Source organism: Nostoc sp. (genome assembly GCF_036917375.1).
In the GTDB taxonomy this organism is placed as follows: domain Bacteria; phylum Cyanobacteriota; class Cyanobacteriia; order Cyanobacteriales; family Nostocaceae; genus Nostoc.
Genome location: NZ_JBALDN010000104.1, coordinates 1 through 23,853, shown reverse-complemented (window position 1 = coordinate 23,853; position 23,853 = coordinate 1). Strand labels below are relative to the sequence as shown.

Annotated in this window: 23 protein-coding genes; 13 read left to right on the top strand and 10 right to left on the bottom strand. The window is 40.4% G+C overall.

All coding sequences use genetic code 11. From position 1 onward, the window contains the following. The first annotated feature begins 68 nt into the window (after positions 1–68). Positions 69–647, top strand: coding sequence for a Uma2 family endonuclease (locus V7K45_RS27810; protein ID WP_335008567.1), 579 nt, complete (start codon positions 69–71; stop codon positions 645–647). A gap of 414 nt (positions 648–1,061) precedes the next feature. Continuing rightward, positions 1,062–3,227: a PAS domain S-box protein gene (locus V7K45_RS27805; protein ID WP_335008409.1), complete on the top strand. Its 2,166-nt coding sequence runs from the start codon at positions 1,062–1,064 to the stop codon at positions 3,225–3,227. Here V7K45_RS27805 and V7K45_RS27800 read toward each other — a convergent pair. From V7K45_RS27800 to V7K45_RS27790, 3 genes are all read right to left on the bottom strand, one after another. Continuing rightward, positions 3,224–3,544, bottom strand: coding sequence for a hypothetical protein (locus V7K45_RS27800; RefSeq protein ID WP_335008407.1), 321 nt, complete (start codon positions 3,542–3,544; stop codon positions 3,224–3,226). The genes V7K45_RS27805 and V7K45_RS27800 overlap by 4 nt on opposite strands. A gap of 323 nt (positions 3,545–3,867) precedes the next feature. Next, a complete protein-coding gene (locus tag V7K45_RS27795) occupies positions 3,868–4,188 on the bottom strand; it encodes a hypothetical protein (protein WP_335008405.1) in 321 nt (106 codons plus the stop codon). Positions 4,189–4,526: 338 nt separating this feature from the next. Continuing rightward, positions 4,527–4,655, bottom strand: coding sequence for a hypothetical protein (locus V7K45_RS27790; protein ID WP_335008404.1), 129 nt, complete (start codon positions 4,653–4,655; stop codon positions 4,527–4,529). 54 nt (positions 4,656–4,709) lie between these two features. Between V7K45_RS27790 and V7K45_RS27785 the strand changes: the two genes are divergently transcribed. Further along, positions 4,710–5,588: a phosphodiester glycosidase family protein gene (locus V7K45_RS27785; protein ID WP_335008402.1), complete on the top strand. Its 879-nt coding sequence runs from the start codon at positions 4,710–4,712 to the stop codon at positions 5,586–5,588. Positions 5,589–5,746: 158 nt separating this feature from the next. Here the strand turns inward: V7K45_RS27785 and V7K45_RS27780 are convergent, their stop codons facing one another. Then, a complete protein-coding gene (locus V7K45_RS27780) occupies positions 5,747–6,658 on the bottom strand; it encodes a pentapeptide repeat-containing protein (protein ID WP_335008400.1) in 912 nt (303 codons plus the stop codon). A gap of 303 nt (positions 6,659–6,961) precedes the next feature. Between V7K45_RS27780 and V7K45_RS27775 the strand changes: the two genes are divergently transcribed. Next, positions 6,962–7,273, top strand: a complete 312-nt coding sequence (locus V7K45_RS27775; protein ID WP_335008398.1) for a threonine dehydratase — start codon at positions 6,962–6,964, stop codon at positions 7,271–7,273. A gap of 363 nt (positions 7,274–7,636) precedes the next feature. Here the strand turns inward: V7K45_RS27775 and V7K45_RS27770 are convergent, their stop codons facing one another. Next, the gene (locus V7K45_RS27770; RefSeq protein WP_094352741.1) at positions 7,637–7,846 is read right to left on the bottom strand and encodes a hypothetical protein; all 210 of its coding nucleotides are present in this window, start codon (positions 7,844–7,846) and stop codon (positions 7,637–7,639) included. 379 nt (positions 7,847–8,225) lie between these two features. On the opposite strand from V7K45_RS27770, the gene V7K45_RS27765 reads away from it, so the two are divergent. After that, positions 8,226–9,275, top strand: a complete 1,050-nt coding sequence (locus V7K45_RS27765; RefSeq protein ID WP_335008396.1) for an adenosine deaminase — start codon at positions 8,226–8,228, stop codon at positions 9,273–9,275. A 112-nt stretch (positions 9,276–9,387) separates the two neighbouring features. Here the strand turns inward: V7K45_RS27765 and V7K45_RS27760 are convergent, their stop codons facing one another. Further along, entirely contained in the window at positions 9,388–9,774 is a 387-nt protein-coding gene (locus V7K45_RS27760; RefSeq protein ID WP_335008394.1) for a hypothetical protein, read from the bottom strand. A gap of 640 nt (positions 9,775–10,414) precedes the next feature. On the opposite strand from V7K45_RS27760, the gene mutL reads away from it, so the two are divergent. Both mutL and V7K45_RS27750 read left to right on the top strand, forming a co-directional pair. Then, complete coding sequence (gene mutL, locus V7K45_RS27755; RefSeq protein ID WP_335008392.1) at positions 10,415–12,139, top strand: DNA mismatch repair endonuclease MutL; 1,725 nt, start codon at positions 10,415–10,417, stop codon at positions 12,137–12,139. Positions 12,140–12,177: 38 nt separating this feature from the next. Further along, entirely contained in the window at positions 12,178–12,612 is a 435-nt protein-coding gene (locus V7K45_RS27750) for a DUF2262 domain-containing protein (RefSeq protein ID WP_335008390.1), read from the top strand. Positions 12,613–13,208: 596 nt separating this feature from the next. On the opposite strand, the gene V7K45_RS27745 is transcribed toward V7K45_RS27750, so the two are convergent. Continuing rightward, entirely contained in the window at positions 13,209–13,571 is a 363-nt protein-coding gene (locus V7K45_RS27745; protein ID WP_335008388.1) for a hypothetical protein, read from the bottom strand. Between the two features lie 637 nt (positions 13,572–14,208). Here V7K45_RS27745 and V7K45_RS27740 point away from each other — a divergent pair. Further along, positions 14,209–14,490: a hypothetical protein gene (locus V7K45_RS27740; RefSeq protein WP_335008386.1), complete on the top strand. Its 282-nt coding sequence runs from the start codon at positions 14,209–14,211 to the stop codon at positions 14,488–14,490. Between the two features lie 311 nt (positions 14,491–14,801). Here V7K45_RS27740 and V7K45_RS27735 read toward each other — a convergent pair whose 3' ends face one another. After that, on the bottom strand, positions 14,802–15,353 hold the full coding sequence (locus tag V7K45_RS27735) for a Uma2 family endonuclease (protein ID WP_335008384.1): 552 nt from the start codon (positions 15,351–15,353) through the stop codon (positions 14,802–14,804). Between the two features lie 375 nt (positions 15,354–15,728). Further along, complete coding sequence (locus tag V7K45_RS27730) at positions 15,729–15,911, bottom strand: CsbD family protein (RefSeq protein WP_335008381.1); 183 nt, start codon at positions 15,909–15,911, stop codon at positions 15,729–15,731. A gap of 449 nt (positions 15,912–16,360) precedes the next feature. Between V7K45_RS27730 and V7K45_RS27725 the strand changes: the two genes are divergently transcribed. From V7K45_RS27725 to V7K45_RS27705, 5 genes are all read left to right on the top strand, one after another. Then, positions 16,361–17,248 carry a TIGR02587 family membrane protein gene (locus tag V7K45_RS27725; RefSeq protein ID WP_335008379.1) on the top strand — a complete coding sequence of 296 codons (888 nt, stop codon included), beginning with the start codon at positions 16,361–16,363 and terminating at the stop codon, positions 17,246–17,248. After that, positions 17,245–17,643 (top strand): TIGR02588 family protein, encoded by a 399-nt coding sequence (locus V7K45_RS27720; protein ID WP_335008377.1) that lies wholly within the window; start codon positions 17,245–17,247, stop codon positions 17,641–17,643. Before V7K45_RS27725 ends, V7K45_RS27720 begins: the two co-directional genes overlap by 4 nt. Before the next feature lie 794 nt (positions 17,644–18,437). Further along, positions 18,438–19,232 carry a hypothetical protein gene (locus V7K45_RS27715; protein ID WP_335008375.1) on the top strand — a complete coding sequence of 265 codons (795 nt, stop codon included), beginning with the start codon at positions 18,438–18,440 and terminating at the stop codon, positions 19,230–19,232. 520 nt (positions 19,233–19,752) lie between these two features. Beyond that, complete coding sequence (locus V7K45_RS27710) at positions 19,753–20,973, top strand: MFS transporter (RefSeq protein ID WP_335008373.1); 1,221 nt, start codon at positions 19,753–19,755, stop codon at positions 20,971–20,973. Between the two features lie 41 nt (positions 20,974–21,014). Then, positions 21,015–22,013, top strand: coding sequence for a hypothetical protein (locus V7K45_RS27705; protein WP_335008371.1), 999 nt, complete (start codon positions 21,015–21,017; stop codon positions 22,011–22,013). Between the two features lie 139 nt (positions 22,014–22,152). On the opposite strand, the gene V7K45_RS27700 is transcribed toward V7K45_RS27705, so the two are convergent. Further along, positions 22,153–23,853, bottom strand: a 1,701-nt coding sequence (locus tag V7K45_RS27700) for a bluetail domain-containing putative surface protein (RefSeq protein WP_335008369.1), incomplete at its 5' end; no start/stop codon positions are given.

Here is a 23,853-nt window from a genome sequence, read left to right as displayed (position 1 = left end):
GTAGTAAGAGCGTACAGACGTGCGCCCTAACAGCAAATTCCATTGTGGATTTATCATGTCACCCTGCTATGACAGCGATTACCATCAACTTTAATAACGTTATCAAACTTACCAGCGACCAATTTTACCAACTGTGTCGGGATAATCCTAATGTCAAATTTGAGCGCAACGCCAAGGGAGAATTAGTTGTAATGCCACCAACAGGGGGAGAAACTGGAAAATGCAATGCCAAACTTACTACCCGATTTGTCTTGTGGAACGAACAAACCCAACTTGGAGAAGTATTCGACTCTTCCACTTGCTTTAAACTTCCCAACGGCCCAGACCGTTCCCCCGATGTATCCTGGATACAGTTAGAAAGATGGAATGCACTCAGTAGCGAACAGCGCGAGAAATTTCCTCCTATAGCTCCTGATTTTGTTTTAGAGCTAATGTCTCCATCTGATAGCTTGAGCGAGACGCAAGCCAAGATGGGCGAATATATGGATGCAAAAGTGCGACTTGGTTGGCTAATCGATCGCAAAACACGTCGCGTCGAAATTTATAGACAAGGACAACCAAAAGAAGTATTAGAGTCTCCCACTAGCTTGTCTGGAGAAGATATATTACCTGGTTTTGTTTTGGACTTACGGATAGTGTGGGGTTAATTAAAATTTCAAATCAGAGATGTTGCATTGCAGCACAATACGGTTCGGATAAGCATTTTTCACTTTCCTCCGGTCTGGGAAAAGGGTAAAGGATGTATTCAAAACCTTTCCCCTTTAACCGAACCGTATTGCATTGCAACGTCTCTGCAAATATTATGAATAGGAAAATTACCCAATGCGAACTCTATTGACGATACTACAGTTCAAAATGAATTTATATTAAAATTTCGCGGATTTATTTCTGGGTATTATGTATAAATTATCATCCAAAAAAATCCAGACATTTACAACTATAACAGATTGTATTTTGCTACCCGTGTTATCAAAATCCTTAAAATATTCTCAGTATTTGTTTTTGTTTTTAATGTTTAATCTTAACTGATGGAGGGCATCTGCGGCAGAAGGGGCGATCGCATGAGCAAAAAATGGTATCGAGTCCAAAAGCTGAAAGCAATATTCGTCCTAGCATTGGCTGTTGTATTTACTAATGCTGTAGTTTCGTATAGCAACACTGTGAAGCTGATTCACAACCAGCAATGGCTAACATACTCCTACAAAGTTATTACCCAAATTGAAAGTATCCAATCTACACTCAAAGATACTGAAACTGCACAACGTAGTTATTTAATTACAGCAGATGCAGATGATTTACAAACTTATCTTGCAGCTTATCAACAAACAAATAGCAATATTCAGATTCTCAAAAAGTTAACTGCCAATAATCGGCAAAAGCAGCAGTGGATTGCTTTACTAGAGCCGAAAATTACCAAGAGACTCAACATTTTACAACAAGAAATTTACTTCAGAAAAAACCAGGGATTAGAAGCAGTTCGGCAGAAAATCTTATCTGATAATGACAAACAAATTGGCAAAGAGATTCACCAGTTGATTAACGACTCTTTGAAAGCCGAGAAAAATTTATTACAGCAAGAAATGCAGCAGTCACAAGCAAATTCCCGAAAGGCGATAGTGACATTTTTTATCGCTGCGATTGTGGATTTGGTGCTGGTGGCGCTGCTGTATGATTTGTTGTGGCGTTATATCAGGCAACTTCAGCAGACGGAATTGGCCCTACGCCAAAGCGAAAATCGTTTACGAGCCATGATAGATGCAGAACCAGAATGCATCCAGCTAATTGCCAGAGATGGCACCCTTTTAGAAATTAATGCAGAAGGGCTGGCAATGATGGAAGTAGAAAGTGCTGATATCTTGATTGGTAAACCAGTTGATGCCGTAATTGTGCCAGAGTATAGAGCCGCCTTTGCCGACTTGCATGAAAGTGTCTGCCAAGGTAATAAGGGGACTTTGGAGTTTGAAATAGTAGGATGTAAAGGCACTCGCCGCTACATGGAAACTCATGCCGTACCACTACGTAACGAATCTGATAACACATTCATCCATTTGGCACTGACGCGAGATATAACCCAGCAAAAACAGGCAGAACAGAAAATTCGCGAACAAGCGGCGCTGTTAGATGTATCAACTGATGCAATTTTGGTGCGAAATATCCACAACCAAATCCTATTTTGGAATAAAGGTGCCCAGAGTCTATACGGCTGGAAAGCTGAGGAAGTTGTAGGTAAAAATGTTTTACAACTTTTATATAAAGATTCACCACAGCTAGAAGATGCTTACTTGAGGGTGATGAATACAGGTGAGTGGCGGGGTGAGTTGCATCAACTGACAAGGGAAGGCAAAGTAATTATCGTTGAAAGTCGGTGGACACTGATCCGAGATGATAATGGACAACCCAAATCCATTTTGAGTGTGAACACTGAGATTACGCAGCAGAAACAACTAGAAGCTCAACTTCTGCGATCGCAACGTTTGGAAAGTATCGGTACTCTAGCTGGTGGTATTGCTCACGACCTCAACAACATACTATCGCCAATTTTAATGTCAGTTCAAGTGTTGCAGAAGAAATTGCCCGATTCCCAGAGTCAGCAAATACTGCAAACTTTAGAAAATAATGTGAAACGCGGTGCTAATTTGCTCAAGCAAGTGTTATCTTTTGCACGGGGTATTGAAAGCAAACGGACAATTGTGCAAATTCAGCCTTTGATGGCAGAAATTGAGCAAATTATCGCTCAAACATTTCCCAAATCCATTAGTTGCCAGATAGATATCCCTAAAAATCTCTGGTATGTTCGTGGAGACATCACTCAACTACATCAGGTATTGATAAACTTGGTAATCAACGCCCGCGATGCTATGCCCAATGGCGGTATTCTTCGGATTGCGGCGGAAAATCTGGTGATTGGCGAACATTCTGCCCAGATAAATATAGATGCGAAAGTTGGTTCTTATATTGCGATCGTGGTGACGGATACTGGTATGGGGATGTCGTCAGAAGTCCAGCAACGGATTTTTGAACCATTTTTCACCACTAAAGAGGTAGGCAAAGGTACAGGTTTAGGACTTTCTACGGCGTTGGGTATTATTAAGAATCACGGTGGTTTTGTCAATGTTTACAGTCAAGTAGGCAGAGGTACTCAATTTACAGTCTACTTGCCTGCCTCAATATCTAAAGATATACATTCGCTGTCTCCAGAGTTGGAATCAGTTACAGGAGATGGTTAATTGATTTTGCTGTTGAAAGTATCACAAACTGCAATAATTCTATCAACCAAAACTTTCTGCCCACGTTGGAAATGAGAACAGTCTAACTTAGTCCTCAGCCGGAAGTTTAACAAGTCATAGCGAGGTGAACCATCTGAATGACTTGCCCTTGGTGGGATATCGAGTGCTTCGATTGGACAACCGCCAATTGTAGAATCTGGAGTCACCCTAAAACTAAAGCCTGGTAATTCAAGGTGCTTCACTACAATGTTCCGTAAACGACGAGAATGGTGAATAAGAAGCTCTACCTCAACTTCGATAGCAGTTATAAACTCCATGATTTTGGGGAAGTAAGTATTAAAAAGGTTGAATAGTTATGGATAATTTTTGAAAAAAAGTAAGTTTTTGATTATTAAAAACTTGCCAAATCGCTAGAGGTTAGCAGGTTTTCTAGGTTAATAGAAATAAAAAATATCAGTTAATATGATATGCCGTTATCACTATTCTCTTATCTGGACTATATATGGACTCGACCCTTAGGTATTCGTTATGAATCCACCATACTTTTATTCTATTAGACTGTGCAGGTGCGCTACCTGAGATTGAATATCCTGCCTGAGTCATTAAAGTTTCAAAAGTATTTGAATCGAGAACCGCACAATTAAAAGCTGTTAGTCCCTGTATTTGATGTTTGTTTAGGGTCATAGCTACCCTGGTAAGTCGTAAAAATTCTATATCCTGGTAATACTAAAGCAATTCCAGTGTTGCTGTGAATTTTACCTGGATATTTATAGGGAATATCATCTGGCACGCTTCCACCAATGCGAATACTAAAACCAAGTAGCCATATATACAAACCAGGTAATAGTAAATCCATACTATATGTAATAGCTCTCATTGCTTCATTTTCTTTGAAAGAAGCAGAATTTCTAGCTATAGCGAATTTTTTAGAGATATTTTTTAGGTTTGTGTTTCCTAACATGGTCTTAATTTCAATCCCCAATAGGGATTTAGTAAGTTTCAAGCGTATCCCTATGACGGATAAGGTGTTTTGCAACGTTGACCCGCTATGTTAACCAAGGGTTTCTCTAACTGTTTCAATCTCTATCAGTGATAAGGTGTTTTGCAAATTTTGCAAAGTCTGAACTTTGAAAGCTTTGCTATTTTTGGGTTTTAAGCTTTAGTTGCGCGGATGTGTACATAATAGCAAAGTTTTCAAGCTCTTGTAAGAGTGTCAAGTCTTTAAAAGACTTATACCGCAAGGTGTGCGACAGTTAATTGAGTGGGGCTTTTAAGAGCGTTTTTACCATCAGGCAAAAATTAGCGATCGCCCAGTAACAATGAGAACAAGACCTTTAAACGGTTAACTTCTACCTGTGTTTCTGCTACAGTACGCCCTAAGCCATTTCGCTCTGTTGGGCGTGTGCAGACGTTCCAAAATTCAATCACGTTTTGCGATACAATGTGGAACTTTGTTTGAGCTAAACGCACGTGAGTTTAAAAGTGAGAAAAATCAAACTACTGGCTTTGATATTAATTAGTTTAGCAATGGTGTTGTGGTTTAATTTGCGTTTTTCAACACCGTCAATACCCACTATTGCGGCTTCACCACCAAAAACTATCCGCTACTTCGATCGCACTTTGCCCCAAAGCATCGCTCACGTCGTGTTGATTCCAGCTAATAGCAAATTTTTGGTGACTCCTGCACTATCACAGAAGGTAGCCACTGTAGAGGAATTTGCCCAAAAGTATCAAGCCGTAGCTATTTTGAATGCAGGCTTTTTTGACCCAGCCAACAAAAAAACGACATCTTATGTTGTCCGACAAGGAAAGTTGATAGCCGATCCCAAGGAAAACGAGCGGCTGGTGAACAATCCCAACTTAAAATCTTATTTGGGTCAAATATTCAATCGCTCAGAATTCCGTCGCTACTTATGCGGGCAAACTACCCACTATTCTATTGCCCTACACAATCAGTCACCACCAGCAGGTTGTCAGTTAGTTGATGCTATCGGTGCTGGCCCGCGCCTATTACCAGAACTGACTTTAGAAAAAGAGGGCTTTGTAGATAATGCCAATAAACGAGATGCACTTGGCAGCAATCAACCCAACGCTAGAACTGCCGTAGGTATCACCCTTGATGGCAGCGTTATTTTAGTTATGGTGGCTCAAAAACCCTCGGCTCCCGCAAACTCTGGAATATCTTTGCCAGCATTAGCTGACTTGATGAAAACTCTTGGAGCCGAGCAAGCGATGAATTTGGATGGAGGAAGTTCGTCTTCGCTTTATTACAACGGGAAAACCTTTTACGGAAAGGTTGATTTAGAGGGAAATTCTATCAAGCGTCCTGTGAAGTCGGTTTTGCTGGTTCAAGAAAAGTAAAGTATCGATTCAGTAATCAAAAACCTTAACCCAAATGCCATCTGTTGCTCCAAAGTAAGAAAATTCAACCCTTAATTTCTGATTAATATTTAGCACAGCTATATCAATGCTTTTGAGAGACATTACTTCGTAACTCTCTTGCGCGGTTGTAGTTCTAGTCAATCGCTATAACTGGTGGGTTCAACAATAACTTTTCCGTCTGGCATAGTAGTGTTGCGGAAAAAAGTGCGCCAATACAGACTGTTTGCGTCGTCAACCTTAACCCCAGTCAGATTAGCTCCAGTAAAGTCAACTCCTTCCATATCGGCATAAACCAAGTTAGCTCCCCTCAAGTCGGCATAACTTAAGTCAGCACTTCGCAAGATAGCGCGGTAAAGATTGGCATCACTCAAGTTGGCTCCTCTAAAGTTGACACCACTCAAAGTACATTCTGACAAGTTAGCTTCACTCAAGTTGGCATTAGCTAAATGAGCCGGATATTTGAGCTGTTTAAGAACTTCATGATGAGTCAAAATAATTCCACGCAAATCCTGACCCTTCAGATCAGCGTGACGCAAAACGATACCAGGGAACCTTCTCTCTCTGAGAGCGTAGCGTCTGAGGAATTCTTGGGTACTAATCACTCTTATGGGGTCATTTTCAATACTGCTGTCTGGCATGATGGTGTGGCAGAATAAAGTTTCTTCGCTGTTAATACCACTCAGGTTAGCTCCCATCAAATTGGTGTCAGTCAAGTTAGCTTGGCTCAAGTTAGCACCCATAAGGTTGGCATCTCTCAAGTCAGCCGCAGTCAAGTTGCAGTATTTCAATTCAGCCCCAGTCAGGTTAGTATCTCTCAAATCAACATTAATCAAATAAGCAACGCTTAAGTCAGCCTCTTCCAAATTAGCACCCCTTAAATTGCCATTGCTCAAATCGCTATGACGCAAATCAATAGAGTACAGGTTAGCCCTACTCAAATTGATCTCAATTAAATAAGCCTCTTCTAATGAGACTCCTTTGCTCAAATCAACTCCGCTAAAATTTCGCTTTCCAGCAGCATACCATCTGAGTATTTCTTCAGCATCCATACTTTAGGCACTGATTTTATTTACACCATTAACCATACCGTATTTTAATTAGGTCTATTTGTTCGGTTCAAGTTGAGGGTTAAGCCACAACCACGCGATTAAGGTGAACAACTGCGGGCTGCTGAAAGATATTCTTCTATCATCCTGGGTAGTCCGTTCTGGACAACCTCTACGAGAAAAATATGAGACTTGCAAAAGTCCTAGTTGAACTATACCTATCTACTGGTAGATTTTTGCCATATCCTCAATTCCTGAATCCGAATTGAGTCACAATAATAATAGGCAATCATTGAAGGTGCTTTTATGCTTCGTCTAACTCAAATTATTCGGAACTTGTTCCTTCGTATTGAAGGCTTGTTTGGTGTTTTATTCCAAAGTATTTCTAATTTTTTCGGAAATTTATTTGGTTTTTTTGCCAAGCTTTTCGGATTCTCTGAGTCTGGTTATTTCTTGGAATCCGATGGGGCGCAAGGCGTAAATCAAGTTTCAACTAAACAGCCCATTGAAACGAATCGGGATAACACTACTAAAATTCCTGCCCCTAACCGCCGTCGTTCTAATGCCAAACTTGATGACTATTACCTCAACATGGCTCGTGATGTAAAAAAGAAATGAAAAAAGCCATCAATTCGAGGGTTAAGTTTAGTAATCAACTGTTCCACCTTTAACTTGCATAATTAGGGTGGGCAACACTTTAGCATCAGCGCTACTTTCGTAACGCTCAGTAGAGGTCAGCAGAATGCTGTCCACCCTAAAATATTTTAATTAAATTTAGATATACTAATTATATCTAGAACAGTTTACCAATAACTAAATGGTGTTTTAGATTTTCAGAAAAATCATCTAGCTACAATTAATGAATCTGTATGTGCGTTGGCTATCAAAAACCGCAGGATCGCACCTTTGACAAAAATTTTGTCCAGTTTGAGGCTGGACAATAGCTAGAAATATTTTTGAGCTTGAATATTTACTTGGTTTTTAACTTACCAAATCAACTAAAGCGTTGCTTTGGAAGCGGACTATAGATGAAACTGAGCAACCGCGATAATTCTCAGAGGTGAATACTGATAGTGTGATATTGGCTTGACCTGGATCTAAAATGCGTTTTACCTTGCAGGTTTGCATTTTATTGTTGCAGTAAGCAATAATGCGATCGCCAGCCTTGACTTCCAACGCTTGAATTTTCAATTAATACCAACCTTGCCAGGAATTTGCTTTGTTAAAGAAAAAATATATTGCTATATCTCAGTCGCTTAACAATAACAATGTTCCTTTAGAATAGCACAAAAAATTAAGGATATCAATGCTATCAATTTAATCTTGGTAATGTCAAGTTTATTCATGCTGCAAATACTAGGGCAGAAGGTAGGAGGCAGAAATTTATCTGTTGCTCTCAACCCTATCTAACTCCAAGCCACCAAATCGTTCGCGCAGCAGAGTATTTGTTGAAATTCAGATGTAGGGAAACCTCTATTCCAAAGAAGTTGGAGCAAAATTTTTTTGAAGACAACTTTTTCTCTCGATGTTTTTGTTACAATCATTGAAATTTTTACCTAAAAATACCACTATGGCTTTATACGCTGAATTACATAGACATCTAGGCGGCTCGGTCGTACCACGAGTTTTATGGCGATATTTCGAGCGGCATTCTTCGGAGTTAATTTCCCGCTTTGCTGACTATTCAGATTTTGAAGATTTTTATACCCGCCCACGTAACACCCTAGACGAGTATCTAGAATTACACACCTTGGTAGAAAGCGTGCAAACTGTGGAGACTTTGCCTTATTTTATCTATCGCTTGGTGCGTGGTGCTTACATATTTGAAAATTTGGCTTATCTGGAACTGCGCTACACTCCTTATTTGCGGACACCTGAGCATCTGAGTCAATCTGAAAGAATTGACAAGATGGCAGAAATTGTCCGAGTCGTAGGGCTTGCCAGCCAGCAGCCAGAATATCCGATTGTTACTAGCCAAATTCTCTGTATGCATACGCGCCTACCTTATGAGGTGAATAAGGCGATTGTTGATTTGGCGGCGCAAAATAAACAGTATGTCTGTGCAGTAGATGTAGCCGGAGGTGATAGTTATTACGCCGATCGCTTAGAAGAATGGATTAGCTTATATGATTATGCGCGATCGCTGGGCGTTAACACCACGGGACATCTATATGAAACCACCGCTGGTTGTTACCCAGAACTGTTACCATATTTGATGCGGATTGGTCACGGCATTCAAATTCCCCTACTATATCCAGAGCTACTTAATGATGTGGCTAGACGCGGGCAATGTTTGGAGGTTTGTCCGACAACTTACCTAAAAACTGGAACTTTGCAAGATATACGTCAACTCAAATTAGTTTTTGACCGTTGTCTTGATGCTGGAGTTGATATCGCTATCTGTACTGATAATGCTGGATTGCACAATGTGCGTCTACCGTTTGAGTATGAGAATCTATTGACTTACAACATTATTAGTTTTGAACAACTACAAGCTTGTCAAGATGCAGCTTTCCGTCATGCTTTTGCTTGGCCTTACAGTCAACCTCCTGCATCACTGTTGAACGGTTTGCTCAAACCTGAACCTCCGCAATTTGTGGCGATCGGGGATAGTAATTAAGATAGTTAGCGAACTTTGTACTTCGCTTTTATCTTCATGGTCAAAGTTGGGTTGAATAGGGATAAGTAAAATTTACCATTTTTCCCTATTCATTCAACAAAGCCACGACCAACTATTTACTGCCGAAAAAACTATACTCTCCAGGTTGTCCAAAATCACTAAATAACCCACTGATCCTAAGTACCGCTGCGTTCTGCGAAACATTAGCGCTGTAAACTTGGAAGGCAGAATTATTCAAATTTCGGATAAAATGGATGCGACCACTGAATGGACAGTAAAAGCCTTTTGTAATCGGATTACCAAATATGCTGCCTGTGATTGATCTACAGTTGCCAGTTGTGGCTTGATTTGTAATACTCAGAGTCCCAGTACTATTATTAGCATTCACACTCCAGTTTCCTACCACACTGGTTGGCCAACCATCTGCAAAAGCTGCTTGAGAAAACACGATAGGACTCAAGGCTATCAAACTCGATGATAAAACAGGAATTAGTTTCATTAGAATCATCTCCAAAACTAAAGTAAACGGTCTGTTTATAAATTACGCCCTAAGTATTGCAACTATAATTGGTGGAGTTACTTCCCTGATTAAAGCTCTAAAATCTAGCTAATCTCAAAATTGCACATTTGGGCTAACAGCTAAATTCTGAATTAATTAGACCATGATTAGCACAATCTAAGCAATTCTTAACCTGATATCTTGCATCTAGCAATTTAAAGGGTAATTAGTACAGAATAATTCTGCTTAACACAAGCGATGACGCAACTTTTCAAGTCTGGGTTATATTGTTTGTTTGTCGCTATAAATTTAGTTGTCACAAAGCAAGCATTCATGCGATCGCCTTCGGGAAACCGCTAGATTGAATTAACTAGTTATAGTTTTTATAATACGCTTGAGTTATAATTATCAGTTTATCTAGTTTTCGGTTTAACCGAACCGTATTGGCAATCGCACACGAAGCCGATTCAGCAAAGACCAAATGAAATGTAGTCATCTGGTGGCACAAGTAACGCAAGGTTAAAACTGGGAACAGCCGAGCCGTTGAGTTTTCTTTACAAAGAATAAAAATTTTTGTTGAGGTGTGAATAAAATTCCTTATTCTATATCAGTAGTCGGCAGTTCGCCTACACTATAATTTATGGCATCTACTATTCAAGCTCTACCAACAGAAGTTGTATATCTCATTACAGCTGGAGAGGTAATCGACTCTTTAGCCTCTGTGGTGCGGGAATTGGTAGAAAATTCCCTAGACGCAGGTGCAACGCGAATTGTGGTTTCTCTGTGGCCGCAGCAATGGCGAATTCGGGTGGCAGATAATGGCTGTGGAATGAACCTAGATGATTTGCAACAAGCAGCCACAGCCCACAGCACTAGTAAAATTCGCTCTAGTGCCGATTTGTGGAAAATTAACAGTTTAGGGTTTCGTGGTGAGGCGTTGCACAGTTTAACGACTCTGGCAGAGTTGGAAATTTTGAGTCGTCCTCTGGGCGGAAATTTAGGATGGCGGATAATTTATGGCGATGGCGGGAAAGTTGTACAAGTTGAAGCAACTGCGATCGCACCTGGTACAGTAGTTACAGTTTCTCATCTTTTCGGTAATTGCTCATCTCGTCGTCAGGGATTACCCACAACAGCACAGCAAATGAAAGCTGTGCAAGCCACAATTCACCAAATCGCCCTCTGTCATCCCCGCGTCACCTGGCAGATTTGGCAAAATGACCGTCAATGGTTCACCATTTGTCCTGCTGCCACAACTGGACAACTACTACCGCAGATTTTACCGCAAGTGCGACAAGGTGACTTGCAAGAAGTAAAACTCGAAATACCCAACCCACTAAACTCAGAACTCCTAACTCCTCACTCTTCACTCCTCACTCCCCACTCCCCACTCAGCACTCAGCACTCAGCACTTACCTTAGTGGTAGGATTACCCGATCGCTGTCATCGTCATCGTCCAGATTGGGTACGTGTAGCCATTAACGGCAGGATGGTGCAGACGCCGGAACTAGAGCAAACGATATTATCAGCATTTCATAGAACATTACCACGCGATCGCTATCCAATTTGTTTCTTACATCTTGCCATTTCCCCCGATCAAATCAACTGGAATCGCAATCCAGCAAAAACAGAAATTTATCTCAACGAAATCATTTATTGGCAAGAGCAAATTACCCAAGCAATTAACCAAGCACTCAGTATCTCTTCTAACAATCTCAAAGAAGCTGTTCACACAACACGAGTTAGTAAATTACTCAAAGCCGCAGAAGCCAAAGGCGGTTACAATTTCAATCCTCAAAATCCCAACGAAAATCCCAAAACTCCTAACTCCTTAAAAGCTGTCGCTCAAGTTAGCAATACTTATATTGTGGCGGAACATCCAAGTGGTATGTGGTTAGTAGAACAGCACATTGCCCATGAGCGAGTTTTGTATGAGCGATTATGCGATGATTGGCAACTTGTCCCCGTCGAACCGCCAATAATTCTTTATCAATTATCGCCAGCGCAAGTATTGCAACTGCAACGCATCGGTTTAGAAATAGAACCCTTTGGCGAACAACTTTGGGCTGTCCGAAACATCCCTGCACCTTTACAACAGCGAGACGACTATGCAGAAGCAATTTTAGAACTTAGTTGGGGAGGCGATTTACAAACAGCCCAAGTAGCTGTCGCCTGTCGCAGTGCAATTCGTAATGGTACACCGATGAATCAACAAGAAATGCAGATACTTTTAGATAATTGGCAACGCACTCGCAACCCTCGCACCTGTCCCCACGGACGGCCAATTTATTTATCTTTAGAAGAATCAGCTTTAGCTCGGTTTTTCCGGCGTAATTGGGTCATTGGAAAAAGTCATGGAATTTGATGTTTTTGGCAAGACATTACAATAGCTGTAAAAAATGTATGAATTACCCCGACATCAAAAATGAATTTTTGGGATATTTACGGTATAATTCCGAATTAGATTGGTATGAAAGCCAAGTTGTATTCTTTGAAACACAACTTACAATTAATATTTCAACAGACGATAATGATAAGGTTAAGTCAGCCTTGGACAGAGCTAGTAGTGTTGTACAAAAGGTGAAGCATTATGATAAAATGGCACAAGAATATGCTGTTCAACAATTGCTAAAGCTTAAGAATGAGACATGGCTTGATGAAGGTGAGACATTAACATCTGAGGAGTTCAAAACCAGAATGACGCTTGAAGGATTGATCTTTTTTCCAGATGGTGAAGCAGAGTTCTACTATAACGATGGAAACCTATTTTTTGGACACTGTATTCTTATTAAAATGGATAAACATGATTGCTTTGTAGATGCTAGTATTCATGGTTAATTGAAAAGGTAAGTTTTTAGGAACTAACACTTTCAGATTTTACGCCATAAAAAACCCCACTAACTTATAGAAAGTGGAGCAATTAGTGTTAAAATTTTAAGTGGGATTTGAGGTAAATTCTAATTTACTCTTTTTTGGTACTTCACCATCTCTTCAAAGGACAAAAAACACCTTTGATATTAATTCACAAAAATTCTAATACATATAGATTTCTCATAGGGGCATGGCGCAATGCCCATACGTGTTAACTTAAGCTCAAATGCTTATTCTACAGGCGTTTTACCCCCCTTAATCCCCCCTTATAAAGCAGGGCTGTTTCATTCCCAAAAGAGCTTTAAAAATCAAGGGTTCTAGCAATTAAAAATTAGTTATTTTGTTACTAGCGTGCCGATGAAACCAACTATTTTACTGATATTTCAGTGCTTAAATATTCATCTCTTCGTCACGCTTACTTACAATTTTCTTGCTAACCATCTTGACAAATCCTGTTTGAAATGGAATGAATCAGCCCTGCCTTATAAAGGGGGGAAACAAGAAAATCCAGTTCCCTCCCCAATCCATCGGGGAGGGTTGGGGTGGGGTAAAACCCAGATTTATCAAGCAACAGCGTTTTGCTTAGGCTTTCGCGCCGGACGCTTGCGATCGCTTCGACGAACGCCTCCTGCCATTTTGTACTCATCGCTATTCTTGCCATACTTTGCAGCTACACTCAGTAACATGTGTTCTGTTAGTTCCATTAGCGACTTTTCGGTAACTTCTAAGGCTTCCTGAGTCATATCCACGGTGGAGAGGCTTGAGTTATAAGCTTCCAACTTATCTTGTGTTGTTTTGATAAGGGTTGCAAAGGCATCAATTGTTACCCCATTCCCTAAGTCTAAGGTGGGACTGATCGATTTCAAAGCCGCAATCCGACGCTGCGCTCTATCAATTACTTTAGACCCGCGTTTTAGACGTGACATAAATCACCTTTCTTTTATTAATAATGCGCCAGGATAAAAACTGACTTCTACCCTGGACTCTACAGCACTAAGATAAACAGAATTAGGGTTACTTGACACCCGCATTATTCAGTATAAAACGACTTATTTATTACAAATATCTAAAATAGTTTTACGTAAATTCTTGTAGGTTGCCCGAATTCGATAAACGACTACCCGAATTCGATAAACGACTACCCGAATTCGATAAACGACTACCCGAATTCGATAAACAAGTACCCGAATTCGATAAACAAGTACCCGAATTCGATAAACGAGTACCCGAATTCGATAAACGACTACCCGAATTCGATAAACGACTACCCGAATTCAATAAACGAGTACCCGAATTCGATAAACGACTACCCGAATTCAATATAGGAACTTATAGCAATCTTATTTGAGTTGTGAGAATTTTTGTTATGGTCGTCCTTGGTCAGTTGTGATTACAAAGGACAAATGACTAATGACATCTTCACGACTAATCTATGTAAAAATACTTAAAAACCTATTGACAAGTATAAAATAATACTACAAATTAAAATAAGAAAGGCGATCGCGGACTCTTGGCCGAGGGCGATCGCCTTTCATTTAACCCCTACAATTGGAGTCAACTACGATGATGACACAATCAAAAAAGTTCGCCAAATCACAACAAAAGCAGTATTTACCTACTCAAGACAACAACGCGCCCCTTTTGAATCTATTTGAGCAAAAGCCATTGCCAAAAAGAGAACCGATTAAACATTTATTGATTGGTTCACCAAAAGCCGTTACTAGCACAATTCACTTGTTGCAAGTTCTTGGCTATGCCAACGTCGGTGATTGGAGTACCCTGCTACCAACAGGTAATCCACATGAAGTTATGAGTATTTTAAGCCGTCAGATTTTGATGCAATAACTCAGTCAAACACTATCTAGTCCCCTCCCCTTTATAAAGCTACAGTGTATACACAAGTCTGAAATAGCTGAGTAACCAAGGTTTTACCCCACCCTAACCCTCCCCGTATGTATTGGGGAGGGAACTAGAATTGTTTTTTCCCCCCTTTCCAAGGGGGGATTAAGGGGGGTAATTCGACTTGTGCGTACACCATAGCCTTTATAAGGGAGGGTTAGGGTGCAATACAGTTGATTTAAACTTTTTTTCTAAAGAAAAAATATAGTATTCCTCGTATCGATTTTGTTGTATTTTAATTTTGAATTGTAATTACCTTAACTGTTAATAATCCGTTCCACCGCAACAGAAATATCTGGAAATGCCAGAGGTTGAATTGTTCCCGCAGTGAATGTCAATTTTGTTGCGTACTCTCTATCTAAGATTTCTCGAAACAACACTAAATAAAGCTTTTTGAGATTTACAACCCAATACTCTAAAATACCTGCTTCTGCGTAGATTTTGCTTTTTATCTCTAAATCTTTTTCTAAACTGGAGTTAGCATACTCAATCAACCAGAAAATATTTTCTGAATAGGGATGATGCTCTCGATACTCGCGTCCTAAACGTTGGACAATGGCAATATCTGGTTCTGGTTCCGAGTCGTTGGGTAAGTTGATAGGCTTGGCTTCACGAATTTTGGCGCGTTCAGCCAATAACTTTGCTAGATACTCCCCAGCTTCATCACTACAATAAGCATGGGGTTCCCCTTCCGGCGACATTTCGACAATTTCCCCCTTAAGTAGTTCTACTTTGCGATCGCTCAAAATGCCAGCATCAATCATGCGGTGATATTCGTCAATCGTCCACTTAGCAACAATAACAGTCATGACGATTGATTCCTCCCAATGATTATTGATATTTCCCCATCTTAAACGTATTTCAAAGCAAGCCGCTAGCGCGTATGTACCCGTGTAGCTAAGACTTCCAATCTAAAACCAATTTTTTAGTAATTTACCCTTTCAAATATTACACTAACAATACAAAAACTCCACTTTCTCAAAGTAAGTGGAGTAATTAATAGACTTCTTGCATAAGTCGGGAAAAGGGGAAGGGGAAAAAGTTCTGTATTGTCCCCTTCCCCTTTAACCTTTACCCTTTTCCCCCTCTTGCAAAAAGCACAAATGCCAAGAGGTTTAATGTTTAACTATGATTAACGAATCATCGCTAATCTAGTATTTTTCTTTTCAGTCCAAAAAGGTAAGTTAATCTAAAGCTTTCTTAAGTTCGTCTTTAATGTTTTCTACAGTGTGAGTAACTTGGGCTTCAGCTTGCTTCGCTTGTCCTTCAGCTTTATCTTGTGGATTACCGGTTATTTCACCCACAACCTCTTGAACTTTCCCTTCAATATTTTTTGCAATAGCTTCTACTCTTTTTTCGGCACTCATGGTTTTTATTTCCAGCTTGTAGTTGATTGACCTATTACCTAAACTAACAATAGTGTATTATTTATGACTTCCATCAACCGAGAGAAGAATTTTTTAGATTATGTATCTTAAGATAGATACGGGGTGTGACAGAACACCCTCCAATACGGTTCGGTTAAAGGGGAAAGGGGAAAGGGTAAAGGGGAAAGGGGAATAAAAAACCTTTAACCGCAAACCCATTCCCCTTTTCCCCAAACCCTATTCTGATTTCAAAATGCTTATCCGAACAGTATTAGAACACCCTCCTTGGAAAATCTGAAAATATTATAAATTTGCGGTGTTCAGCTCCCCAACTTCGTAAAAGTTGCCGGGGATCTAACTTTTCACGAAGAATTTAGGGCTGCTATATGCACCTTCATAGAGAATTAGTGTAAGTCAAAGCAAATTTTCAACAAAAGGAAAGTAAAGGAGTGCCAACAAAAAGTCAAAAAAATGTCTGGAGGAGTGAGATTAATGACATCATTCGAGGTGCTTGCGGAGGTTTTTTATTTGGCATACCCTTGCTGTACACAATGGAGGTTTGGTGGATTGGCTCGTTGGCAAAAGCACAATTTATCATGACGGCGATCGCATTAATGTTTATTGTGGTTTACTTGCTCAATTACACAGAAGGCTTTCGGAAACGCAGATATACAGGCCTCGCTCATCAAGCCGTAATGGATACTGTAGAAGCGATCGCGATCGGCATAGCTTGTTCTACCTTTATACTATTACTATTGCAGGAATTGACACCAGAAACCTCCCTAAAGGAATCTTTAGGTAAAATCATCTTTGAAAGTGTGCCCTTCGCTCTCGGTGTAGCATTAGCGAATCAGTTTTTGGGAGAGGCTGAAAACAGCAATGGAAAAGGACAAGGAAGCGATCGGGAAAATAGCGCAACCAAGAACAAAGGTGATGAGTTACAGGCCACTTTTGCTGATGTGGGTGGAACCCTGATTGGTGCAACCATAATTGCATTTAACATCGCTCCCACAGATGAAATTCCTATGCTTGCAGCCGCAACCTCTCCACCTTGGGAGTTGGCAATGATTGCCGCATCTTTGCTGATTTCTTATAGCATTGTATTTCAGGCAGGTTTTTCTAACCAGCAAAAACGTAAAGAGCAAAAGGGAATTTTTCAACGACCATCGAGCGAAACCATTATGTCCTACCTAGTATCATTGCTAGCAGGTGCTTTTATGCTGTGGTTCTTTCAAAAATTAACTTTTAGCGACCCCTGGACAATGTGGTTAGATCGCACATTGATACTGGGTTTACCCGCAACTATTGGTGGTGCAGCCGGAAGGTTAGCAATATGACTCAAACAGAACAACAACCAAAGCGCTCAATAGCTGAGTGGATAACATTCAGCATCGCTTCATTCATCCTAGCAATCATTGTGATTCTAGTAGGCTACACTTGGCTGAACGAAAAAAATCAACCTCCCATCCTTTCTGTCACTAAAAAACAAACAATTCGAGAAATTAATGGTCAGTTTTATGTTCCTTTTGAAATTGTGAATAATGGAGGAGATACAGCTGAGTCAGTTCAGATTATGGCTGAGTTAATGATTGACGGCAAAGTTACAGAAACAGGAGAGCAACAGATCGACTTTTTATCTAGTGGGGAAAGTGAAGAAGGTGCATTTATATTCAGCCATAACCCGCGCCAAGGTCAGTTAAATCTACGTGTTGGTAGCTATAAATTGCCATAGGGGACTGACAAATAAAAAAAATACCTTACAATATTGCATAATCTATTTGTTGGAAGTATACCCGAACTCAACCCTCACCCCACTTGCTTTCATCGTGGGAACGCTAAGAGCGAACAAGCAGGGCATTGCCTGCTTAACGCAGTGGGCTAAGAGTTGAGTTTGCGTGTGCTTGTTGCGTGGATGAGATATTTCTTTACCTGACGTTGACGTAGCCTCTTTCTCCGACACGCTGTTCGCGTTCGTAGAGAAGTTGAAATCTGCTGTAGGAGTCCTATATTTTATTGCTTGCCTATATTTTCAACACGATAGCGCCCGCATTCTGATAACCTTGAAGAAATAAAATAATTTAAAAAAATAAATAATCGCATTTTTATTTCACCAGAGATATAAAATATGATTAACTGTTTTGAGGTAGATTTCATCAGAAATTTATAATTTTGAGATTTGTACTATGTCAGTATTACAAATATCAAGTACGTTTGATATAAAAAGTATCAAGGAATATTCTATATCTATTATTATTGATATTCCTAATGATGATTTATTGACAAAATACTAGTAATGACGACCGAATTTCTGCTCGTGGAGGCAATGACAATATCTCTGCTAGTCTGAGAAATAATTTAATTGATGGTGGAGAGAGGACAATAACAAGTTAACTGGTAACGATCGCCAATAAAACATTTAAGCTCAGTCGGGGCACTCTCTCGATCTGAGCAAGGCATTGTTTCATCATGAATATTTAATTGTTGCATTTTGATGATATTATCTTAAAAAATTCAGGAGAAAAGCTTGTGGGAGTTACAATAGATCGATTATTTAAGTTATCTGTAAAATATTTTTCAGCGATCGCAGTCATAATAACGGTTCTCCCATTACCAGTTAAAGCCGCTACATTTTTAGTAACTGAGCGCGCTGGTTTAGGAGGCAACGATCGAGTTAATTGGGAAAGTTTAGGTAAAGTATTTAATCCCTCTGCTCCTGATTTTTCGGCTTTTTTACCTAACTCTTTTTCAGCAACATCGCAACGTGGTTTAGGCTTGGATATAAATATAACTCCAACTAATAAGCCTCAAATTACTCCACCATTTGTTTTTCAAACTTTACCTTCACCTGGCATTCGGAGTAACTTCGGTCTAGGTGATTTTATTCTCTTCGGAGGTATAGATCCAACAGGTTTTATCCCTCTTCCTCCTGGTACTCCCGATCCTGGAACTAAGGGGAACGGCGGGCCTTTTTCGATTAGTTTTGCCCAGCCAGTTTTTGGCGCTGGAACTCAGATAGCTGTAGACACTAGTAAATTAAAAATTGAAAATTCGATCGCCGCTTTTGATAACGCTAATAACCTGTTGGGTACTTTCTCCGTTCCAAATATTTCGTCCTTAGCATTAGATAATTCGGCAGTATTCTTGGGGATTCGTAGTGATACTGCAAACATCTCACGAGTTGTTTTTAGCAGTTCTGCTCCACAATACGGCTTGGCTATTAATCAGGTAAGTATTCTTGCAGTTCCCGAACCAACTTATACCTTAGCAATATTAGCTTTTGGAGTTTCAAGTGCTGTTTTGAAACGACGTAAACATACTTGATACTCCTACAGCATCGAAATAGCTTTCATTTAATAAGTTAGAGATTTCGGACATACTCAAACTTATGTAAGTACGTAACGTAAGTTCCAGACAATTCTTGTCTTTAACCAAATTTAAGTCAATGTTATACAAAGAATTAGAAAACATCATAGACGTTAAGATACAAAAAGCCATACGGAAGCACGAAATTATAGTTGCTTTTATTAGTAGTATTATTGGCTTGATTTTTATCACGGGTTTGTTCCATGCTATTTTGCTTAACCACACTGAAATTCAAACATTTTGTATGTACTAGACTTCTTGCAGAAGTGGGGAAAAGGGTAAGGGTAAAAAGGGAAAGGGCTAATAAAAACCCTTTTCCCTTTAACCTTTTCCCTTTCCCCCCTCTTGCAAAAGTTACTTTTGCAAGAGGTCTACTGATTACTGTTTGTAATTAATAGATTTTTACAATAAAACGTTCTCGGATGTCTTTACAACTAATCCAAATTAGACATCTTTTTTATAAAATGGAATTGTACAGATGGAGAGTAAAAATAATCGCAGGGCTATATTCGTCTTATTTTTGACTGTATTTATAGACTTGCTCGGCTTCGGAATTATTCTGCCGATACTGCCTTTGTATGCCGAACAATTTGGTGCAAAACCTAATGAAGCGACTTTACTTGTAGCTATTTATTCTTTAATGCAGTTCTTATTTGCACCATTATGGGGCAGATTTAGCGATCGCTACGGTCGCCGTCCGATTTTATTACTGACTTTATTCGGTTCGGTAATTGCATACGCAGGCTTAGGTTTTGCCAACTCCCTATGGATTTTGTTTATTGCTCGTAGTCTAGCGGGGATTATGTCAGGGAATATTGCCACTGCTCAGGCGTACATAGCAGATATTACCACGCCAACTAATCGAGCTCGTGGCATGGGTGTAATCGGCGCAGCTTTTGGTCTTGGGTTTATTCTCGGCCCAGCGATTGGAGGTCTTTTAATCGGGTCAGATCCGAACAACGCTAACTTTCATCTACCGTCGTTGTTTGCAGCTGGATTATCTTTATTAGCATTTCTGTGTGCTTTGATATTACTTCCAGAATCTCTAAATTCTGAGACTAAAGCCAAAATCCAACTTCATCGCCACCGTCAGCAATCGCTAAACTTGTTACAGTTGTCACAGCGATCGCAGTTTTGTGTACTTGTTGGCATCTACTTTTTAGTCACCTTTGCTGTTGCAGCTATGGACTCTACATTAGCTTTATGGTCTAAGCAGCAATTAAATTGGGGTGCTCAACAAGCTAGTTATCTTTTTGCCTTCATGGGGATTGTTAGCACAATCATTCAAGGAGGACTAATCGGATTCCTCAAGAAACAATTAGGTGAAATCAAGTTACTTATCTTAGGAATATTAGGATTAGGTTTAGGATTACTGTTAATTGGATTCTCGCAAAGCTTAATTTTATTATTAGTCGCCACCACACTTGTGGCATGGGGAATTAGTGTCAGCCAACCAATATTAAACAGCTTAATTTCCCAGATGACATCCCCAGAAGAACAAGGACAAATATTAGGAATTGCCAGTTCTTGCTCTGCATTGGCACGCATCGCCGGGCCAACGTGGGCAGGGGTGAGTTTTATGAAATTTGGAAGTTCTGCTCCTTTTTCGAGTGGAACTTTAGTAATGGTAGTAGCTTTGACTCTTAGTTTGCGAGTAACTAAAAGCGCATCTGAGCCAAAAACAGAACGTATCGCCTAAAAATCTAAGTCTGAATTACGAATTACGAATTACAAATTAATATGACAGGTCGCCGAGCATTATTTTTAGGCATATTTGTAAGTATCCTTCTCACCTACGCAATTTGGATCGGTGGGAGCATTCCTGCAAGCATCATCAAACTCCCCGACCAAGGATTAAACTGGTACTACTGGAAGCTTCCCCAACCAACCTTTTGGAGTCGAGCGACGGCTTGGGGCATGTACCTTGGGCATCAGTTTAGCATCTGGGCGTGTATATTGTGGGCGCAGCGATGGCTACGCCCGCCGCAGGCATCGCAGTTGAAATACAAATCGGCGTTGCATCCGATAAATTACCTCATGCTTGCCATCAATGGTGTATTCATCGCTTTACACTTTCTCCAAACATATATTTGGTACGATGCTCTCGCTCAAGATACTTCAATTTGGGCTTCTCAAGGTGCAGTTGTACTCTTACTAGTCTTCGTACTGATTTTAGAAACACCTCGACGCGGTTTATTTTTTGGTAATTCTGTTCCCTTCCATCAACAGTTTTTGCAAATTATCAAACTGTACCACGGCTATTTTTTCTCCTTTGCCGCTATCTACACCTTTTGGTATCACCCAATGGAAGCGACTTGGGGGCACTTAATTGGTTTTCTCTATATGTTCTTGCTTCTGCTCCAATCTTCCTTAATCTTTAACCGCACCCATGTAAACCGTTGGTGGACATTTACTTTGGAGGCTTCGGTGCTTTTACATAGTGTAATCGTGTCATTAATACTAGGACAAAGCAAGTGGCCCACATTTCTTTTTGGTTTTTTTGGCATTCTGGTACTTACTCAGCTTCACGGTTTACCTGTGGGTATCTGGACTAAACGTACTATCTACGGAGCCTTTTTAGTGAGTGTCCTAACCGTTTATGCACTGACTGAACGCGGCTTGGGCAGAATTTACGAAGTAACTTATATTCCTCTGATTGAGTTTGGATTAGTTGGTGCAATTTACTTAATCTTCCTACTGATCTTATGGACAATTTCTCATTTACCAGTCAAGACATAAACTTGCACATTTGGGATGCTCCCGCTTTACTCAGGCGATCGCTACGGACTTGTGTTCTGAACCAAGGGAAGGGACTTTTGTTCTGAACCAAGGGACTTGTATTTTGAACCACGCTCTAGTTTTGGTCAGCAGCATGAAGTTAGACAACTGCTAAATTATTCAAGCTGCCTTTGTAGCCACTAATCTCAATCACAGCATCCGTGAGGGCAGAGAATCCATTAGTGTTATCGTTGAGTGCCAGAAAAGTCTGCCCCTTATTGCCTTTACCAAGGGTAAAAGTTGCCGCACCTTTAGCTACAAAAGCAGTTGCAGTCAATATCTGTTGTATATCGAAAAGATTTAGACTCGCAACAGTGCCAAGTTGAACTAAATTAGCAGCGCTAACTGCATACAGCCCATCAATTTTATCTTGAGAAATGTTCAAGTCAGTTATTTTATCAAAGCTAGACAGCAGCGAATCACTCAGACTACTGAACACAAATTTATCAGCGCCACAATTGCCTGTGAGGATATCACGCCCAGCGCCACCATTGAGGATGTCATTACCATTACCACCAACTAGTTTGTCATTTCCGGCTAATCCAAAGAGTTGATCGTTGCCGTTTTTGCCGGAAATTTGATCGTTACCAGCCCTACCACTGAGTTGATCTGCACCCTTTCCACCGTTTAAAGTAATCTTTGGCACATTTCCTTCTGTAGTGTTTTTGTTGATTAATTGACCATTGGTATCATACAGATAAGTGGCAACTGCATCAGTAATGCCATCACTGTTGTTGTCAATATCTGCGGAAATTAGTTTGCCATTGCGATCATAGTTGAAAGTGGTAATCTCATCAGGGATGCCATCATTATTTTTGTCAACTACCTGTGCAGTCTGTTTGCCGTTAGCGTCGTAACTATAAGCGGTGACTTCATCAAAGATGCCATCATTATTTTTGTCAATTTTTTGTGATGTCAGCTTGCCGTTAAAATCGTAGCTGTAGATGCCAACTGCATCAATTACACCATCATTGTTGAAGTCATAGCTAGCGAATGCGCGTCCATAAGTAGAGATTATGACAAAATCAACTTTGCCGTCGCCGTTGTCGTCACGGCTATCGGATATCTGGTTGCCCTTGTCATCATAAGTATAGGTTTCGACATCATCAAGTTTGCCGTCGCCGTTTTTGTCAATGCTTTTGGATGTCAGGTTACCCTTGGCATCATAAGTAGAGGTTTCGACAGAATCAACTTTGCCGTCGCCGTTGTCGTCAATGCTTTTGGATGTCAGGTTGCCCTTGGCATCATAAGTAGAGGTTTCGACAGAATCAACTTTGCCGTCGCCGTTGTCGTCAATGCTTTTGGATGTCAGGTTGCCCTTGGCATCATAAGTAGAGGTTACGACAAAATCAACTTTGCCGTCGCGGTTGTTGTCAATGCTTTTGGATGTCAACTTGCCCTTGGCATCATAAGTATAGGTTTCGACATCATCAACTTTGCCGTCGCGGTTGTTGTCATAGCTCTCGGATGTCAGGTTGCCCTTGGCATCATAAGTAGAGGTTTCGACAGAATCAACTTTGCCGTCGCCGTTGAAGTCATAGCTGGTGGATGTCCGGTTGCCCTTGGCATCATAAGTATAGGTTGCGACAGAATCAACTTTGCCGTCGCCGTTGTCGTCACGGCTATCGGATATCTGGTTGCCCTTGTCATCATAAGTAGAGGTTTCGACAGAATCAACTTTGCCGTCGCCGTTGTCGTCACGGCTATCGGATGTCAGGTTGCCCTTGGCATCATAAGTAGAGGTTTCGACAGAATCAACTTTGCCGTCGCCGTTGAAGTCATAGCTGGTGGATGTCCGGTT

What these genes read in the sequence shown, in the direction of transcription:
- V7K45_RS27810 (WP_335008567.1), top strand. Translation starts at nt 69, where the DNA reads ATGACAGCGATTACCATCAACTTTAATAACGTTATCAAACTTACCAGC.
- V7K45_RS27805 (WP_335008409.1), top strand. Translation starts at nt 1,062, where the DNA reads ATGAGCAAAAAATGGTATCGAGTCCAAAAGCTGAAAGCAATATTCGTC.
- V7K45_RS27800 (WP_335008407.1), bottom strand. Translation starts at nt 3,544, where the DNA reads ATGGAGTTTATAACTGCTATCGAAGTTGAGGTAGAGCTTCTTATTCAC.
- V7K45_RS27795 (WP_335008405.1), bottom strand. Translation starts at nt 4,188, where the DNA reads ATGTTAGGAAACACAAACCTAAAAAATATCTCTAAAAAATTCGCTATA.
- V7K45_RS27780 (WP_335008400.1), bottom strand. Translation starts at nt 6,658, where the DNA reads ATGGATGCTGAAGAAATACTCAGATGGTATGCTGCTGGAAAGCGAAAT.
- V7K45_RS27775 (WP_335008398.1), top strand. Translation starts at nt 6,962, where the DNA reads ATGCTTCGTCTAACTCAAATTATTCGGAACTTGTTCCTTCGTATTGAA.
- V7K45_RS27765 (WP_335008396.1), top strand. Translation starts at nt 8,226, where the DNA reads ATGGCTTTATACGCTGAATTACATAGACATCTAGGCGGCTCGGTCGTA.
- V7K45_RS27760 (WP_335008394.1), bottom strand. Translation starts at nt 9,774, where the DNA reads ATGAAACTAATTCCTGTTTTATCATCGAGTTTGATAGCCTTGAGTCCT.
- mutL (WP_335008392.1), top strand. Translation starts at nt 10,415, where the DNA reads ATGGCATCTACTATTCAAGCTCTACCAACAGAAGTTGTATATCTCATT.
- V7K45_RS27750 (WP_335008390.1), top strand. Translation starts at nt 12,178, where the DNA reads ATGAATTACCCCGACATCAAAAATGAATTTTTGGGATATTTACGGTAT.
- V7K45_RS27745 (WP_335008388.1), bottom strand. Translation starts at nt 13,571, where the DNA reads ATGTCACGTCTAAAACGCGGGTCTAAAGTAATTGATAGAGCGCAGCGT.
- V7K45_RS27740 (WP_335008386.1), top strand. Translation starts at nt 14,209, where the DNA reads ATGATGACACAATCAAAAAAGTTCGCCAAATCACAACAAAAGCAGTAT.
- V7K45_RS27735 (WP_335008384.1), bottom strand. Translation starts at nt 15,353, where the DNA reads ATGACTGTTATTGTTGCTAAGTGGACGATTGACGAATATCACCGCATG.
- V7K45_RS27730 (WP_335008381.1), bottom strand. Translation starts at nt 15,911, where the DNA reads ATGAGTGCCGAAAAAAGAGTAGAAGCTATTGCAAAAAATATTGAAGGG.
- V7K45_RS27720 (WP_335008377.1), top strand. Translation starts at nt 17,245, where the DNA reads ATGACTCAAACAGAACAACAACCAAAGCGCTCAATAGCTGAGTGGATA.
- V7K45_RS27710 (WP_335008373.1), top strand. Translation starts at nt 19,753, where the DNA reads ATGGAGAGTAAAAATAATCGCAGGGCTATATTCGTCTTATTTTTGACT.
- V7K45_RS27705 (WP_335008371.1), top strand. Translation starts at nt 21,015, where the DNA reads ATGACAGGTCGCCGAGCATTATTTTTAGGCATATTTGTAAGTATCCTT.